The 14,374-nt window shown below is 66.6% G+C and carries 12 protein-coding genes and 1 tRNA gene; 8 read left to right on the top strand and 5 right to left on the bottom strand.

Annotated elements, in window-relative coordinates; genetic code table 11:
- Positions 1–4: 4 nt before the first annotated feature.
- Positions 5–1,258 (top strand): hypothetical protein, encoded by a 1,254-nt coding sequence (locus VGS97_RS15805; protein WP_326854281.1) that lies wholly within the window; start codon positions 5–7, stop codon positions 1,256–1,258.
- Between the two features lie 38 nt (positions 1,259–1,296).
- Entirely contained in the window at positions 1,297–2,031 is a 735-nt protein-coding gene (locus VGS97_RS15800) for a hypothetical protein (protein WP_326854280.1), read from the top strand.
- 169 nt (positions 2,032–2,200) lie between these two features.
- Here the strand turns inward: VGS97_RS15800 and aceE are convergent, their stop codons facing one another.
- Complete coding sequence (aceE, locus tag VGS97_RS15795; RefSeq protein ID WP_349262154.1) at positions 2,201–4,954, bottom strand: pyruvate dehydrogenase (acetyl-transferring), homodimeric type; 2,754 nt, start codon at positions 4,952–4,954, stop codon at positions 2,201–2,203.
- A 560-nt stretch (positions 4,955–5,514) separates the two neighbouring features.
- On the opposite strand from aceE, the gene VGS97_RS15790 reads away from it, so the two are divergent.
- The 5 genes from VGS97_RS15790 (at position 5,515) to VGS97_RS15775 (ending at position 8,794) form a co-directional block, all read left to right on the top strand.
- On the top strand, positions 5,515–5,766 hold the full coding sequence (locus VGS97_RS15790; protein ID WP_326854279.1) for a DUF1918 domain-containing protein: 252 nt from the start codon (positions 5,515–5,517) through the stop codon (positions 5,764–5,766).
- A gap of 346 nt (positions 5,767–6,112) precedes the next feature.
- A complete protein-coding gene (locus VGS97_RS15785) occupies positions 6,113–6,580 on the top strand; it encodes a DUF3052 domain-containing protein (RefSeq protein WP_326854278.1) in 468 nt (155 codons plus the stop codon).
- The gene (locus tag VGS97_RS29595; RefSeq protein WP_349262153.1) at positions 6,577–7,899 is read left to right on the top strand and encodes a redoxin domain-containing protein; all 1,323 of its coding nucleotides are present in this window, start codon (positions 6,577–6,579) and stop codon (positions 7,897–7,899) included. Before VGS97_RS15785 ends, VGS97_RS29595 begins: the two co-directional genes overlap by 4 nt.
- A 35-nt stretch (positions 7,900–7,934) precedes the next feature.
- On the top strand, positions 7,935–8,648 hold the full coding sequence (locus tag VGS97_RS15780) for a hypothetical protein (protein ID WP_326854277.1): 714 nt from the start codon (positions 7,935–7,937) through the stop codon (positions 8,646–8,648).
- Between the two features lie 74 nt (positions 8,649–8,722).
- Positions 8,723–8,794 (top strand) — tRNA-Val (locus VGS97_RS15775).
- Between the two features lie 79 nt (positions 8,795–8,873).
- Here VGS97_RS15775 and VGS97_RS15770 read toward each other — a convergent pair.
- The 4 genes from VGS97_RS15770 to VGS97_RS15755 form a co-directional block, all read right to left on the bottom strand.
- Positions 8,874–9,719 carry a nuclease-related domain-containing protein gene (locus tag VGS97_RS15770; protein WP_326854276.1) on the bottom strand — a complete coding sequence of 282 codons (846 nt, stop codon included), beginning with the start codon at positions 9,717–9,719 and terminating at the stop codon, positions 8,874–8,876.
- A gap of 295 nt (positions 9,720–10,014) precedes the next feature.
- Positions 10,015–10,377: a DUF805 domain-containing protein gene (locus tag VGS97_RS15765; RefSeq protein WP_326854275.1), complete on the bottom strand. Its 363-nt coding sequence runs from the start codon at positions 10,375–10,377 to the stop codon at positions 10,015–10,017.
- Between the two features lie 572 nt (positions 10,378–10,949).
- Positions 10,950–12,770, bottom strand: coding sequence for a serine/threonine-protein kinase (locus tag VGS97_RS15760; RefSeq protein ID WP_326854274.1), 1,821 nt, complete (start codon positions 12,768–12,770; stop codon positions 10,950–10,952).
- Positions 12,771–13,206: 436 nt separating this feature from the next.
- The gene (locus tag VGS97_RS15755; protein WP_326854273.1) at positions 13,207–13,413 is read right to left on the bottom strand and encodes a hypothetical protein; all 207 of its coding nucleotides are present in this window, start codon (positions 13,411–13,413) and stop codon (positions 13,207–13,209) included.
- 286 nt (positions 13,414–13,699) lie between these two features.
- Between VGS97_RS15755 and VGS97_RS15750 the strand changes: the two genes are divergently transcribed.
- Positions 13,700–13,990, top strand: coding sequence for a hypothetical protein (locus tag VGS97_RS15750; RefSeq protein WP_326854272.1), 291 nt, complete (start codon positions 13,700–13,702; stop codon positions 13,988–13,990).
- Positions 13,991–14,374 lie beyond the last annotated feature (384 nt).

Genomic DNA, 14,374 nt, shown 5'->3' with positions numbered 1-14,374 from the left:
CCCCGTGCCGAGAACTGCTCAGGCCTACGCGTTCGGGCCGCGCACCGATCGTGCGAAGCTCGGCCGGCTCGGCGCGCCGATCGGCAGCCCGGGACAGTGCAAAGCGGTCTACCCACTGCTGGACCACGCCGGGATGCTGTTCAAGGAATACCGGCCGACCCAGATCAAGGAAGCCGACGAGCTGCGGCTGGCCAGGCTGGTCGGCCTGCCCGAGCGGCTGACCGCGGCCGACCGGGACCTGCTGCTGCGCAGCACCTGCTGGCCGCGCACGCAGGTGATCGAGGGCGGCCGGACCGTCGGCGTGGTCGTCCCCGCGGCTCCGCGGCGGTACTACGAAGCGCTTTCGGACCCGGAGGGCGGCCGCGAGGTCGTGCCGCTGCTGCTCACGCACCTCGCGATGCCCAACAGCGCTTTCCCGCCGGTCGGCCTGCGCGTGCCGCCGTTGGAGACCCGGCTCGCCGTCTGCACGGACCTGATCGCGATCGCGGACCTGTTCGAGCGGTACGGCCTGGTCTACGGCGACTGGGGATACAAGAACATCTTCTGGTCGCAGCGCGACTCGTCGGTCTACGTCATCGACGTCGACGCGTGCTCGTTCGGCCCGCAGCCCTGGGTCGAGAGCTTCGGCTTCGCCGATCCGTTCACCCCGGCGAACCTGCCGGTCGACACGTACACGGACCGGTTCCGCTGCGCGATCGCGGTCGCCGCCTGCCTCTCCGGCGAGCGGGATCCGCAAAGCGCCGTGTCCGGGCTCATGGCGCTGCGCAGCACCGACGATCGGGTCGAGCACCTGAAGACCGTCGTGCGGCAGATGGCCACCGCACGCGACCGTACGCAGCGACTGCCGATCAGCCATCTGCAAAACGCGCTGTCCGGCGGGAAAATAGCCACCGGAAACACCAGTCCGACCACGCCGACCGACACTCGATCAGAAGCCACGCCAGACGCCATGGGCATCGTCGGCTGGGAAGACGTCGAGCCGCTGCCCTCGCTTGGCCCGCTCATTCACAAGTCTCCAACACGACCGACGTCAACACGGCCAGCGTCAACGCAACCGTCCGCAACACGGCCGTCCGCAACGCGGCCCACATCACCACGGCCGCGTCCAGCCCAACCGGCGTCGAAGCGGTCGCCATCGCCCCACGCCCAACGGGCAGCCGCGCGACACAGGCGGAACCGCCGGACCGTCATCGCCACAGTCACCGCCACCGTGGTCGCCCTCGCCGTGGCGATCCCACTCCTCATATTCGTCCTCTGAGAACTCTCGCCCATCGCCGTACCGGAACCGGAGCCGCCATGACCACCGATCCCGCCGACGCGCCCGACGTCATCCCGGGCGTCGCCCGGCTCAAGTGCCTGCCGACCTACATCGTGCTGGACACGTCGTACTCGATGAAGGCGCACACCGACCTGCTCAACGAGAGCCTGCGCAGAGTCCACCGCGCGGCCTACCACGACCCGCAGATCTCGGACTTCGCGCACATGTCGATCATCGTGTTCAACTCGGAGCCCCACCTGGCGCTGCCCATGTCGGACATCCGCCAGGTCACCAAGCTGCCCCGGGTGGCCTGCTCCGGCTCCACCGAGTACGCGAAGGTGTTCGACCTGCTGCGCGACCGGATCAACGCCGACGTGCCGGCGCTGCGCAACGCGAACCGGCTCATCCTGCGCCCCACGGTGTTCCTCATGACCGACGGCGCGCCGACCGACGGGATGCGGGCCGGGGACCTGCCGCCGGTCGCGGACGACCGCATCTGGAAGGCCTCGCTCTCCCGCCTGGTCGATCCGGCCTGGGAACGGCGCCCGCACGTCATCACCTTCGGCTTCGGCGACGCCAACGAGCAGGTTCTCGGCACCGTGGCCACGCTCCAGGCCTTCATCGCCAGCGAGCAGGCCAACCAGGCGGAGGCGCTGCGCGAGGTGTTCGCCTTCCTGATCAGGACCCTGTCCATCTCGGCCAACAGCGGCAACCTCAACGTGCCCACGGAGATGGACGGCTTCCGGACCGTGCCCTTGGAGGACATCCGCTGACGCCCGGCTGCCGATCAGCGACCGCGCCGAAACGCACGACCGCCTGCCCCGGGCACATGCTTCCGGTGCAGGCGGTCACGATGTCCGTCATCCCGCCGGCGCTACGCCGCGTCGTCGCTACGCCATCTCGACGCGCCGTAGCGCCGTAACGCCGACACTCGTCAAGCCACTATGCGTCGCCGCCGGTCGGCCCGGCTCCCGCCGCCTTCACGTCATGCAACTGGTACCGGTTGACCGCCTCCGCAACGGCCTCGCGCTTGATCTCGCCCCGCTTGGCCAGCTGCCCCAGCACCGCGACGGTCACCGACTCACCGTCGATGTGGAAGAAACGGCGGGCCGCGCCACGCGTGTCCGCGAAGCCGAAGCCGTCCGCGCCGAGCGACGTGTAGTCGCCGGGCACCCACTGCGCGATCTGGTCCGGTACCGCACGCATCCAGTCGGAGACGGCGACGATCGGGCCGGGAGTGTTCTCCAGCACGCGCGTCACGTAGGGCACGCGTGCCTCCTGCTCCGGGTAAAGCAGGTTGTGCTTGTCCACTGCCAGTGCGTCACGGCGCAGTTCCGTCCACGACGTGGCCGACCACACGTCCGCCGCTACGTTCCAGTCCTCCGCAAGTAGCTGCTGCGCCTTGAGCGCCCACGGCAAGCCAACACCCGAAGCAAGGATCTGTGCCCTAGGACGCTCCTCGGTGCCCTGGGGCGCCGGACGGTAGCGGTACAGGCCCTTGAGCAAGCCGTCCACATCGATACCCGGAGGTTCCGCAGGCTGCTGGTTCGGCTCGTTGTAGACGGTGATGTAGTAGAACACGTCCTCGCCGTGCGGGTGCTCGGCCGAGGAGCCGTACATCCGGCGCAGACCGTCCTGCACGATGTGGCTGATCTCGAACCCGTACGCCGGGTCGTACGCCACTGCGGCCGGGTTCGTGGACGCGATCAGGTGCGAGTGCCCGTCCGCGTGCTGGAGCCCCTCCCCCGTCAGCGTCGTCCGCCCCGCCGTCGCGCCCAGCACGAACCCTCGGCCCATCTGGTCGGCGAACTGCCAGAACTGATCCCCGGTCCGTTGGAACCCGAACATCGAGTAGAAGATGTAGATCGGGATCATCGGGACGCCGTGCGTGGCGAACGAGGTGCCCGCCGCGATCAGCGACGCCGTCGCGCCCGCCTCGCTGATGCCCTCGTGCAGGATCTGGCCCTGCCTGCTCTCCTTGTACGACAGCAGCAGTTCCCGGTCCACGGCCTCGTAGGTCTGCCCGAGCGGCGAGTAGATCTTCGCGGTCGGGAAGAGCGAGTCCATGCCGAAGGTGCGCGCCTCGTCCGGGATGATCGGCACGAAGCGCGCGCCGATCTCCTTGTCCTTCATCAGGTCCTTGAGCAGCCGGACGAAGGCCATCGTGGTCGCCACGGCCTGCTTGCCGGAGCCCTTCTTCAAATCCGCGTATGCCGCGTCGCCAGGCAACGTAAGCGGCTTCGGCCGTACGACACGCTGCGGCAGGTAGCCGCCGAGCGCGGCACGCCGCTCCTTGAGGTACGCCACCTCGTCCGAGTTCTCACCCGGGTGGAAGTACGGCGGCAGTTCCGCCTCAAGCTGCTTGTCGGTGATCGGCAGGTGCAGCCGGTCGCGGAACTCCTTGAGCTCGGCCTTGGTCAGCTTCTTCATCTGGTGCGTGGCGTTGCGGCCCTCGAAGTCCTTGCCGAGGGTCCAGCCCTTGATCGTGTGCGCCAGGATGACGGTCGGCTGCCCCACGTGCTCGCGCGCAGCCTTGAACGCCGTGTAGACCTTCCGATAATCGTGCCCGCCGCGCGAGAGCCGCCGAAGCTCGTCATCGCTCATCCCGGCGACCATCTTGCGCAGCCGCCCGTCACCGCCGAAGAAGTTCTCCCGGATGTACGCCCCGGTCTCCACCGAATAGGTCTGGAACTGGCCGTCCGGCGTCGTGTTCATCTTGTTGACCAGCGCGCCGTCGACATCCTGAGCAAGCAACTGGTCCCAGTCGCGACCCCAGATGACCTTGATGACGTTCCAACCCGCTCCCCGGAACGTCGACTCCAGCTCCTGGATGATCTTCCCGTTGCCCCGCACCGGCCCGTCCAGCCGCTGGAGGTTGCAGTTGATCACAAAAGTCAGATTGTCCAGTTCTTCCCGCGCCGCGATCGACAGCGCCCCCAGCGACTCCGGCTCGTCCGTCTCCCCGTCCCCGAGAAACGCCCACACGTGCGACCGCGACGTGTCGGCCAGCCCGCGGTTGTAAAGATACTTGTTGAACCGCGCCTGGTAGATCGCGCTGATCGGCCCGAGCCCCATCGACACCGTCGGGAACTCCCAGAAACCCGGCATCAGCCGCGGGTGCGGGTAGGAGGGCAGCCCCGGGGTGTGGCTGTGCTCCTGCCGGAAGCCGTCGAGGTGCGCCTCGGTCAGCCGCCCCTCCAGGAACGCCCGCGAGTAGATCCCCGGCGCGGCGTGCCCCTGGAAGTAGACCTGGTCCCCCGCCTCGCCGTGGTCCTTGCCCTTGAAGAAGTGATTGAAGCCCACCTCGTACAGCGACGCCGCCGACGCGTATGTCGCGATGTGCCCGCCGACGCCCATCCCCGGCCGGTTCGCCCGTGACACCATGATCGCCGCGTTCCACCGGATGTACGCCCGGATCCGCCGCTCGATGTCCTCGTCGCCCGGGAACCACGGCTCGTGCTCCGGCGGGATGGTGTTGATGTAGTCGGTCGACCGCAGGCCGGGCACGCCGACCTGCTTCTCGCGTGCACGCTCCAGCAGACGCAGCATCAGGTAACGCGCCCGCTGTCGGCCCTGCTCGTTGATGACGGCGTCCAGCGACTCCAGCCACTCCCCGGTCTCGTTCGGGTCGATGTCCGGCAGCTGGGTGGGAAGACCGTCGCTGATGATCGAGAAACGCTCTCGTCCGGAAGCCACGCTCGTCCTTCACTTCGTCTTGGGGCGCCGTACGGCCGTCCCGCGCTTCTGGCGCGGAGGCGGGAGGGCGACGCCGGCCTCGGCTGTATCGCTAGGAGACCGCGGCACGCTCGCGTCGGCGCCCAAGAGGTCTCGCACAGTTCCTCCCATCGTCTTATGCGGGAGGGTGTGGCGTCATCTCTACTAGGCGGTAACCCTAGCGAAAACGGACACATCGGGCCGCCTTCAGGCGTGGATCACGGCATCGAGTCCGATGATCGGACGTCCATGCATCCGGTACGCACCGGGCTGCCACAAACCCACCACCCCGCTGTCCTGCGCGAATGCCGAAGCCTGTGCCCCGAATCCACCAATCGGAGCCCCGAGCAGTTGGCAACGGCGGAATTTCGAGGTGGAATGCAGGCAGTACGTAGCGGCGGCAAAACCGGGCCTCCCCTGCCCCGGCCTCGCCGGCCGAGACAGTGCAGAGACAGTGCAGATGTGCATATGCGCAGAAAGGCGCCCAACACCTCCAAATCCCTCCGACTCCACCCTCATTTACGCAGCGAGAGGCGGCTCGAATGCGTGCGTCCATCGGAGACAGGCTCCACATCCATACCAACCACATCGGGACCGAAGACCACTACGGCCGGATCATCGAGATCCGCGGCGCCAACGGCGCGCCCCCGTACCTGGTCGAGTTCCCGGACGGGCGCACCAGCCTGGTGTTTCCCGGGCCCGACGCGATAGTCGAGCCGAGTGCGCCGGCACACACCGGAACGACGCGAGGCGTCCGGCCGAACAGACGGGTGCACACCCGCACCGGCTGGTAGCGATAGGCAGCAGCCCGGACACCGAACTACCGCGGCGCGTCGACAAGATCGTCGGCGCGCCGCGGCGTATCGTCCAGGCTCCCGCGACCCCGGCCCCCAACGTGCAGCATCCGCTCCGACAGCCCGCAGCAGCCACTCGCCAAGCCTCTCTCCCGGCCCGGATATCCACAGAAGGGTGCAGGGTACTTGCGCGGCGGGCGCGGCACGTGTGGACTACAGATGGAAGCAACCCGGCGCAGCGGCGTCGGGTGCCAGCAAAAGCGGCAAAGAAGCACAAAACAACGAACGCGACAGGAACCCACTCGGCCTACACGGACCCGAGTCCGAAAATGGAGGGAAGCTACACGTGAGCGCGACCGCGGACCACGCGGATCCTGCACAGGTCTTGCCGAACGAGGCGTCGGCCGACACGCAGGCAGCAGCCCGGCTGGGTTTCACCCCGGGACAGGTGGTCCAGGAGATCGGCTACGACGAGGACGGCGACGAAGCGCTGCGGGACGCGATCGAGGCCCTGACCGGATCCGACCTCGTCGACGAGGACTACGAAGACGTCGTCGACGCCGTCCTGCTGTGGCACCGGGAGGACGACGGCGACTTGGTGGACGTCCTGATGGACGCGCTCACCGCGCTCGCCGACGGCGGCTACATCTGGCTGCTGACCCCGAAGGCGGGTCGCCCCGGGCACATCGAGCCGAGCGACATCGGCGAGGCTGCCCCGACCGCGGGCCTGTCCCAGACCAGCTCGGTCTCCGCAGGCCGGGACTGGGCCGGCACCCGACTGGTGGCCCCCCGCGCCCGCGCCGGGAAGCGGTGAGCCCTGCCGCAGGCAGCACGCCAAGCCAGACTCCGGCACCGCCCGTGCCCACCCCCGCACTCGGCCGCACGTCCCAGCTCAAGCTGAAGCCCGGCCCCGAGCCCAAGCCTGAACCCGAGCCCGCGCTCGCGCCCGCCCCTGAGCCGAAGCCCGGGCCGGAGTCCACGCCCGGGCCCGAGCGCGCGCGAGCCCGACGCGATCACCGACGTGGCCCCCACCAAGCCGACGTCCCCCGTCATCACGCCGCCTCCCGCCCCAGTACCCAAGGGGATCACGCCCGGCGGCAATCCAACGCGCCCCCAGGCGACGCCCTACCCACCCCCACCCACCACCAACGCCGACGCCTACGCCCCCCGGCCCCAGCCTCAGCACCCAAATCCACCCCCGCCGCCATCCTCACCCTCACCACCACCTCCACTCTCGCCACCGTCTCTACCCCCGCCCCCACTCCCGCATCCGCCTCCACCACCATCTCCGCCTCCACCCCCCGAACTCCGTCCCCCGCCGCCATCTCCGCCTCTACCGCCATCACCCCAGCCCCCACCGCACCCCACCACCCCAGCACCAGCCAATCCAGCGCGCCCAACCACCTCCTAATCGGCCACACTGCCCCCAACTTCACCCTCCCGGACCAGCACGGAGTCGACCACTCCTCCCTCCCCAAGCTCCCCAACTCCGACCAGTCCCCCGAGCACCGCCACGGCCACCGCCACCACGCCCGACGCCCCACACTGCTCGTCTTCTGCCCCTTCGCCTTCTCCCAGATCTGCGGCGGCGAACTGCGAGACCTACAGTCGGCCCTCTCCGACTTCAACAGCCACGGCGTTGAGCTACTGACAATCTCCTGCGACCCCATGTACGCCCTACGCGTCTACGCCGAACAGGAAAACTTCGGCTTCCCGTTGCTGTCGAACTTCTGGCCGCACGGAGCCGTAGCGCGCGCCTACGGAGTTTTCGACAAGGTGAGAGGCTGCGCACAACGCGGCTCGTTCCTGATCGATCAGGACGGAATCATCCGCTGGTCGATAATCACCCCAATCAACCAAGCGCGCCCTGTCCACCTATCTAAATGCCCTAACCCACCCGCCCCTCTAACACCTCACCTCCCCCAACCCCACCCCAGTCCACCTCGCCCCACGCCACTTCAACGCATCCCACTTCAATGCACCCTGCCCCTCTCCACCCCACTTCCCCCAAACCTCCTCACCGCACCGCACCGCCACTCCGCCTCACCCTCATCGGCGCACACGCTTCAACCGCGCGCCGACCAACATTCTCCGCACTCCACTGACGCCGACCGCCGCAAAGCGCGATACTGATTTTCTTCAACGGTGACCGATGAAGAAGAAGGGGGATGCACGTGGCGGGGATCGACTGGTCGGGCGGCGGCGAGGCTCCGTTCAGCAGAATCGGCATGTCCACCGCGACCAACGAGGTGTCACTCACCCAGCACGGCGCGATAGCGGGCACGCTGCGTGTGAACCTGCGCTGGAACCAGTCGGCCAACAGCCGCGGAGGCCGCAGCGCAGGACGTCGCGGGCTGTTCGCGGCGCGGCGCGCCGATTCCCCGACCGCAGACCCGAACCGGGGCGTCGACCTGGACCTCGGCTGCCTTTACCAGTTCACCGACGGCCAGCGCGGCGTGATCCAGGCGGTCGGCCGCCGCAGCGGCGACTATGCTCGCGCCCCGTACATCCGCCTGGACCGCGACGACCGGATGGGTTCGTCCACTGGCGAGAACATCTTCATCAACATGGACCAGAGCGCGCACTTCCAGCGCATCCTGATCTTCGTGATGGTCGCCGGCGGCACCGACGACCTCACCCGCGTCGGCGCCAGCGTCACGATCTACCCCACCGCAGGCCCCGCCCTGGAGATCCGCCTGGAAGGCTCCCCGACAACCCCCACCCGCGCCCGCAGCTGCGCCGTAGCCCAGATCCACCGCCAAGGCCCCGAGATCGTCGTACACCGCGAGCTGCGCTACTTCTCCGGCTACCAAAGCGAGATCGACCGGGCCTACAACTGGGGCCTGCACTGGGGCCCCGGCCCAGGAAAGGCCTGGCTGTAAGCCCGCCCGCACACCACCGCCCGGCCATACGATTTTGAGCGCCCCCACTCAGGCACGATAGGCTCTCGGCTCACGGGCACATAGCTCAGCGGTAGAGCGCTGCTCTTACAAAGCAGAGGTCGGCGGTTCGAGACCGTCTGTGCCCACTCTCTTCCATCAGCGCTGGAACGGTGAGTAGCCCCGGGTCGATATCGGCTCGGGCGTTCGTACTGGATGGTGGCGTTCTCAGGCAAGCCAGACGGCATCGTGTCGCGCCACGCTGAAGATGTGCTCCTGTTCGGGCGGCGTGAGCACGTCCGGCATTGATCTGAGCATGCGATTTATCTGTTCGCCGCGAGTCACGAGCACGTCCGAGCTGGCTGAGGTGGATCTCAGAGCAGCGGCTCCTACGAAGGCCAGGATCGCAGTTACCGGTACAGGCATCCCGCAGGCTTGGCTGAGCCGCCGCTCCGCGTTTCGGGCTTCGTGCTTACTGTTGCGGATGTACGGCTGTTGGACGCCGTTCACCCACACCACGTGATCGCCGACGCTGATGCGAGCGTCTCTGTGATGCTTGGTGTTGATCGTGAACACGCCTGGCGGGCCGATGACAATGTGATCGATGTCGGCTCCGCTGCGCAGCTCGACTGAGTGCAACACGGCCCAGCCACGGCGCTTCAGCTTGTCGAGCCGCCTGCCGACGATGTGTTCGCCCTTCGCCCCCAGTTCCCACGACGTGGCCTCGGTCGACAGACGCAGCAGGCGAACGACAATCCCCTGGAAGCCTTGCGGCCGAAGCTCGCGCGCACGTGCAGCGACTGCGTCACCGTGCTTGTTGTAGGCGAGATCCTTGCCACGCGCGGGTGGATCCGCGAGCAGGCTCTGCGCCATTGACGCCATTGAGGGCGGGAGCGCGGCTGCGAGGAACGGTCGCAGCGCATTGAGGACTTCCGTCTCGCGGGTCTGATCGACCAACTTGAGCTTGCCGGTCTTGCGGTCGTAGAAGGCTACCTTCTCGCCGGTATCCGCGTCGTTGACGTACAGCCGGTCATGTTCGTACCGTCGCCACTCATTCACGACCACGCCGGGCACAGCGCCCCCCATTTCGCAGGACTCGACCTCGCTACAACTGTATGAGGGATCTGCGACACAGGCGAACGGCGGTGGCGGCTATGAGCAGGCGAGGGTCGGTGTATTCACGAACTGGACGACCCTGTACGTTGGAACGCTTCAGTTGGGGGGGATGACGAGACGCCCCGACCGGATTGTGGGTCAGGGCGTTCGCTTAGTCGTCTAGTCGTCTACGCTGCGGCTACGTGTACATGGCATCGGCGCACTGAATACATGCCGTTAGATGCCGTGTGCCATGCGCGGTTGAACTGCTTGCTTAGGCGTGCGCACCGTAGGCAGGCACCTTGGGGTTCGCGCCGTACTTGTTGTCGCCTCCCTCACTGTCCAAGCAGGCGAAGACGAGCAGCACGATCCCACCGACGAACGGGACGAATCCGATGAGCAGCCACCAGCCGGAGCGGCCGGTGTCGTGCAGGCGCCGCACCCCCACCGCGAGACCCGGGAGGATGATCGCGAGCACGTAGATCAGGTACGGGATCGGGGTCTTGATCGCGAGGTCGATCACGAACAGGGCGATCAGCACGATGAAGTTGACGAGCGTGAACTGCCAGTATTCGGCGCGGCGCGCCCGGCCGCTGAAACCGACGTAGTTCTTCAGCACTGCGAGATAGTAGTTCACAGTTCCCCTCCTGATGATCCGGTCGGAGGCTCTTAAAGCAATCCGAGAATGACCGAACAGTCGATTGGTGTGGGTAATGCACAGTCAGCTACATAAGACTCTTGCGGCGCGCATGCTATCACACGGTACGGGCCGCTCAACTTCTAATCCGACCTGTGCCGAACCTCGCCGCGAGTCAGCCACGCGATACAGCTCGAACTGCGGCGTGGCAGCTGTCCCACCGGTCACGTCAGAGGCGATCGGCACAACGCTTCCGAAGGCCCCACTGAGATTGAGCGGCGGTGCACCCGATGAGTGTGGGTGCGTGTGAGTACTTAGAAAAAGCGCAAATGCACGCGTTAAAACCCCCAGAAGCTGACTAACCAGCGAATGACACGACTGACCTGACGGCTGAAGATCCCCCAACAGTCGCGGCCAAAACCCGACACAAGACTACTGTCACACTAAGGCGGAATGTACCAGAATTCCGCTTTACCCGCCAGGGGATACGGTCGACACCAATGACCGTTCCAGGCAACGCTTCGCGGCCTAGTCTATGGTGCTGGCGCCTGTTGCCGGATGAGGGTGGCGGGTCACTGGGTTCGGATGTAGTACGCGGGGCCGCATACCTCGTCCGCGCGGTAGGCGGCGGCCTGGATCCATGGCAGAACTGCGCTGTCCGACGTGAGGTCTGTGTAGAGCGCCGTCGCCTCGATCAGGTATCGATGCTGCGTCGCCATGTACTGATAGCGCCGCGCCGCGCGGTAATCGCCTTTGCAGGGCTCGGCGCCGTCGCCAGACCGGGTGCAGAAGATCCCGAAGTCCCATGAGCTCTCCGCCTGAATGCTGTCGTACACCTGACGTGCACTGGCCGCGCTGTCGAGTGGGAAGATCAGTACCGAGACGAGGATGTCGCTGGTGGAAGTGACGTTGGCGCCGGATTCAAGGTACTGCCCTGTCATGGACACGGTGCAGCCGTTGTCACTGAGCACTCGCTGCACGTTGCTGCTCATGTCCGCCTCGATGCACGACTCCTCGCCCCCGGAGATCAGGGAGTAATCGACGCCTTTGCTGTCCACGAAACTGTTCGGCAGCAGGGCACCCGTGGTCAGCGGCGTCTGGTCGGTGGAGCTGCTGTCCATGCTCGTGGGATCGAAGGCTGCGGCTGTGGTGGAGGAGACGGCGTCGGAAGATAGCGTGTCAGGAGTGGACGTGTCAGGAGTGTCAGGGGTGGACGTAGCTGACGTCACTGTGTTCGGCGATGCGGGGGGATACGAGGACGTCGGCGCTGAGGTTGACGATGATGATGAACCTGCGTCAGTGCTGTTGCTGTTGTTGCCGCTCCTGTTCGCGAGCACGGCGGCGAGCGCGAGGAGCCCGACCACGGCGACGACTGCGATCACGCTCGCCAGCACGTTGGGTGTTGACGTGCGCGGCAGGCTAGGAGGTGGAACGGGATAGAACGGCGGCTGGGACCAGTTCGGCGGGCCGACCGGGTGGGCCGGGTGAACCGGGATGGTTTGCTGCTTGAAGGCCGGGTCCGGAATGGTCGGATTGGGCACGGCTTGCTGCTGCGGCGGCGGACCAGCGCTTCCGTCGAGGATGCCGCGCACGAGCGAGCTGCTGGCGCGCTGCGCTGGATCACGCACGAGCAGTGCAGCTATCGCGTTGCGCAGCGGTTGCCCGCAGTTGGGCACTGGAACCGGCTCGAAAAGGATCGCGTTCAGCGTCGCAGAGGTGTTTTGCCGTTCGAAGGGCGCTCTGCCGTCCACGGCGATGAACAAGGTTGCGCCGACTGACCAAAGGTCCGCCGACGGCTCGATTTCTCCGCCTTGGAGCAGCTCCGGGGCGAGGTAGGCCGGCGTGCCGACGACGACGTTCGTCCTCGTGAGGCGGGCATCCGTGACCATGCGCGCGATGCCGAAATCGGTCAGCTTCACGACGTCGCCGGGCGCGAGCAGGATGTTAGCGGGCTTGATGTCGCGGTGCACGACGCCGAGCGCGTGAGCCGCGTCCAGCACGTCGAGCAGTTGCCGGGCGATCGCCACAACCCGCTGCTCCGGCATTCTCCCCTCACGCGCGATGACTTCGGCCAGGCTCGGCGCCCTGACCAGCTCCATGACCAGGTAAGCGCCCTCATCCTCGGCGTTGGCCGGGATCACGTCGTACAGCGCTACCGCGTTCGGGTGATGTACCCGGGCAGCGTTACGCGCCTCGGACAGCACCCGCATCGTGAAGACCTCACGTTCAGCGGCGGTGAGCTCCGACGGGGCGCGCAGTTCCTTGAGTGCTACCTGACGGTCGATCAGCTCGTCCTTGGCCAGCCACACCACGCCCATTCCGCCCCGGCCCAGTGCGCTGAGGATTCGGTAACGCCCGGCCACGATGCGCCCCGCATCAGGTGCTGCTGCCAACCCTGCCTCCTCGCCGGCGGATCCAATCCGCCAGACACCGTAGCGTGGCTGGTTGCCGTACCGGGGCCACTTGAACTTCCTACCCTGTGATCTCGCGTTTCACGATCAGTACCCTGACGATCAGGCTGCCGACTCATCCCGGCGGTTGTGAGGTCACGATCCGGCGTCTCGCATGTCGCGCTCGGGCAACGAGCACTCTGATTGCCATTCGTGACTCCACACAGCGCACTAATGTTCCCAGCATTGTGCACAGTCAGTAGTCATATTCACGCTGTTCGCGGTCGGCGGGCTCAACGGCTCGTCAGGGCGGAACGCGCTGTGCTCAGCTCATTCGCCAAAGGGGGGCGTCAATGAGATTCAACCCGCCGCCGAACTGGCCGCAACTGCCTGACGGCTGGTCGCCACCACCTGGCTGGGAGCCCGATCCGTCCTGGCCTCAGCCCCCGTGGGGTTGGCCGTTGTGGGTCAACGAGGACGAGACGTTCATCTCGCCGAGCCGGGCTGTCGGGCCGACGCCGATGAAGCTTCCGTGGTACCAGCGGACCGTCACGGTGGTGCTGTTCCTGGTCTTCTTCTTTCCGGTGGGGCTCCTCCTGTTGTGGCTGCGTCCGGATTGGTCCGTCCGGCGACGTGGTGTGATCACGGCACTGACAGTGGTTCTGGTGGCCATCATCGGGGCGACGCACAATCCCCCACCCGTCACGACGACTCAACTCAGCCCTGCTACAAGCAGCAGCTCAACGAGCCTCGGTTCAAGTAGCCCATCGGCCAGTGCATCTGCAACCGCTCCAACGTCACCGCCGTCGGCGATGCCGCTCACTCCCGGTGCGTCTGCCACTGCCACGAGTGCACCACCGGCGTACTCGACGGCCGCTTCCGCCGCTACGCTGGCTCCGGCACCCACGACTCACGCAGCGCCGCCGCCTCCCGTGCCCACCACCCAGGCGCCGCAGCCACAGCCGAGCACGAAGGCGCCGCCACCCAAACCGTCCACCTGCGGCGCGCCAAGCAACCCGTATGGCTACAACTTCTGCGGCACCGGCGGCTTCGTCACCAGCCCACCCGGCGATATCTGCAACTATTTCGGCTGCATCGCGAATTTCTGGAACGGCCACGGCTACATGGTCGAGTGCAACGACGGCACCTACAGCATGTCCGGCGGCATTCGCGGCGCGTGTTCGTATCACGGTGGGGAAGATCGCCCCGTGTACAGCGGATAGAGCCGATAGTTGGTAATCGGTCTCCGAATCCGCACGCATCCCTCGGCCGAGCGGGACCTTCGTCGGGGCTCGAATGCCACCGTGGTAGCAGTAGTGGCGGCAACAGCAGAACAGCCGAGAGCCCCAGGCTTCGGCCTGGGGCTCTCGCGCCAGATGCGTACCAGTTCGAGTTTCGCACGGGATCGGATTACCAGCGGATCACGCCACGGGTGTCAGTCGTTCTCGCACGTGCCCGATGGCGACCGACTCCGGCCGAATCCGTTGCCTCGTGGAGCAGTGGAGCAGTGGAACTGGGACACTGGTGGGCTATGAAACCGGATGACCAGCAGTGCATGTAGAGCTTTAGGGCTCTGACTCAGTGGTCAGCGATCAGGGATCTGTGGT

The organism is Actinocrinis sp., assembly GCF_035946395.1.
In the GTDB taxonomy this organism is placed as follows: Bacteria; Actinomycetota; Actinomycetes; order Streptomycetales; family Catenulisporaceae; genus Actinocrinis.
This window is presented reverse-complemented; position numbering and strand designations above follow the sequence as displayed.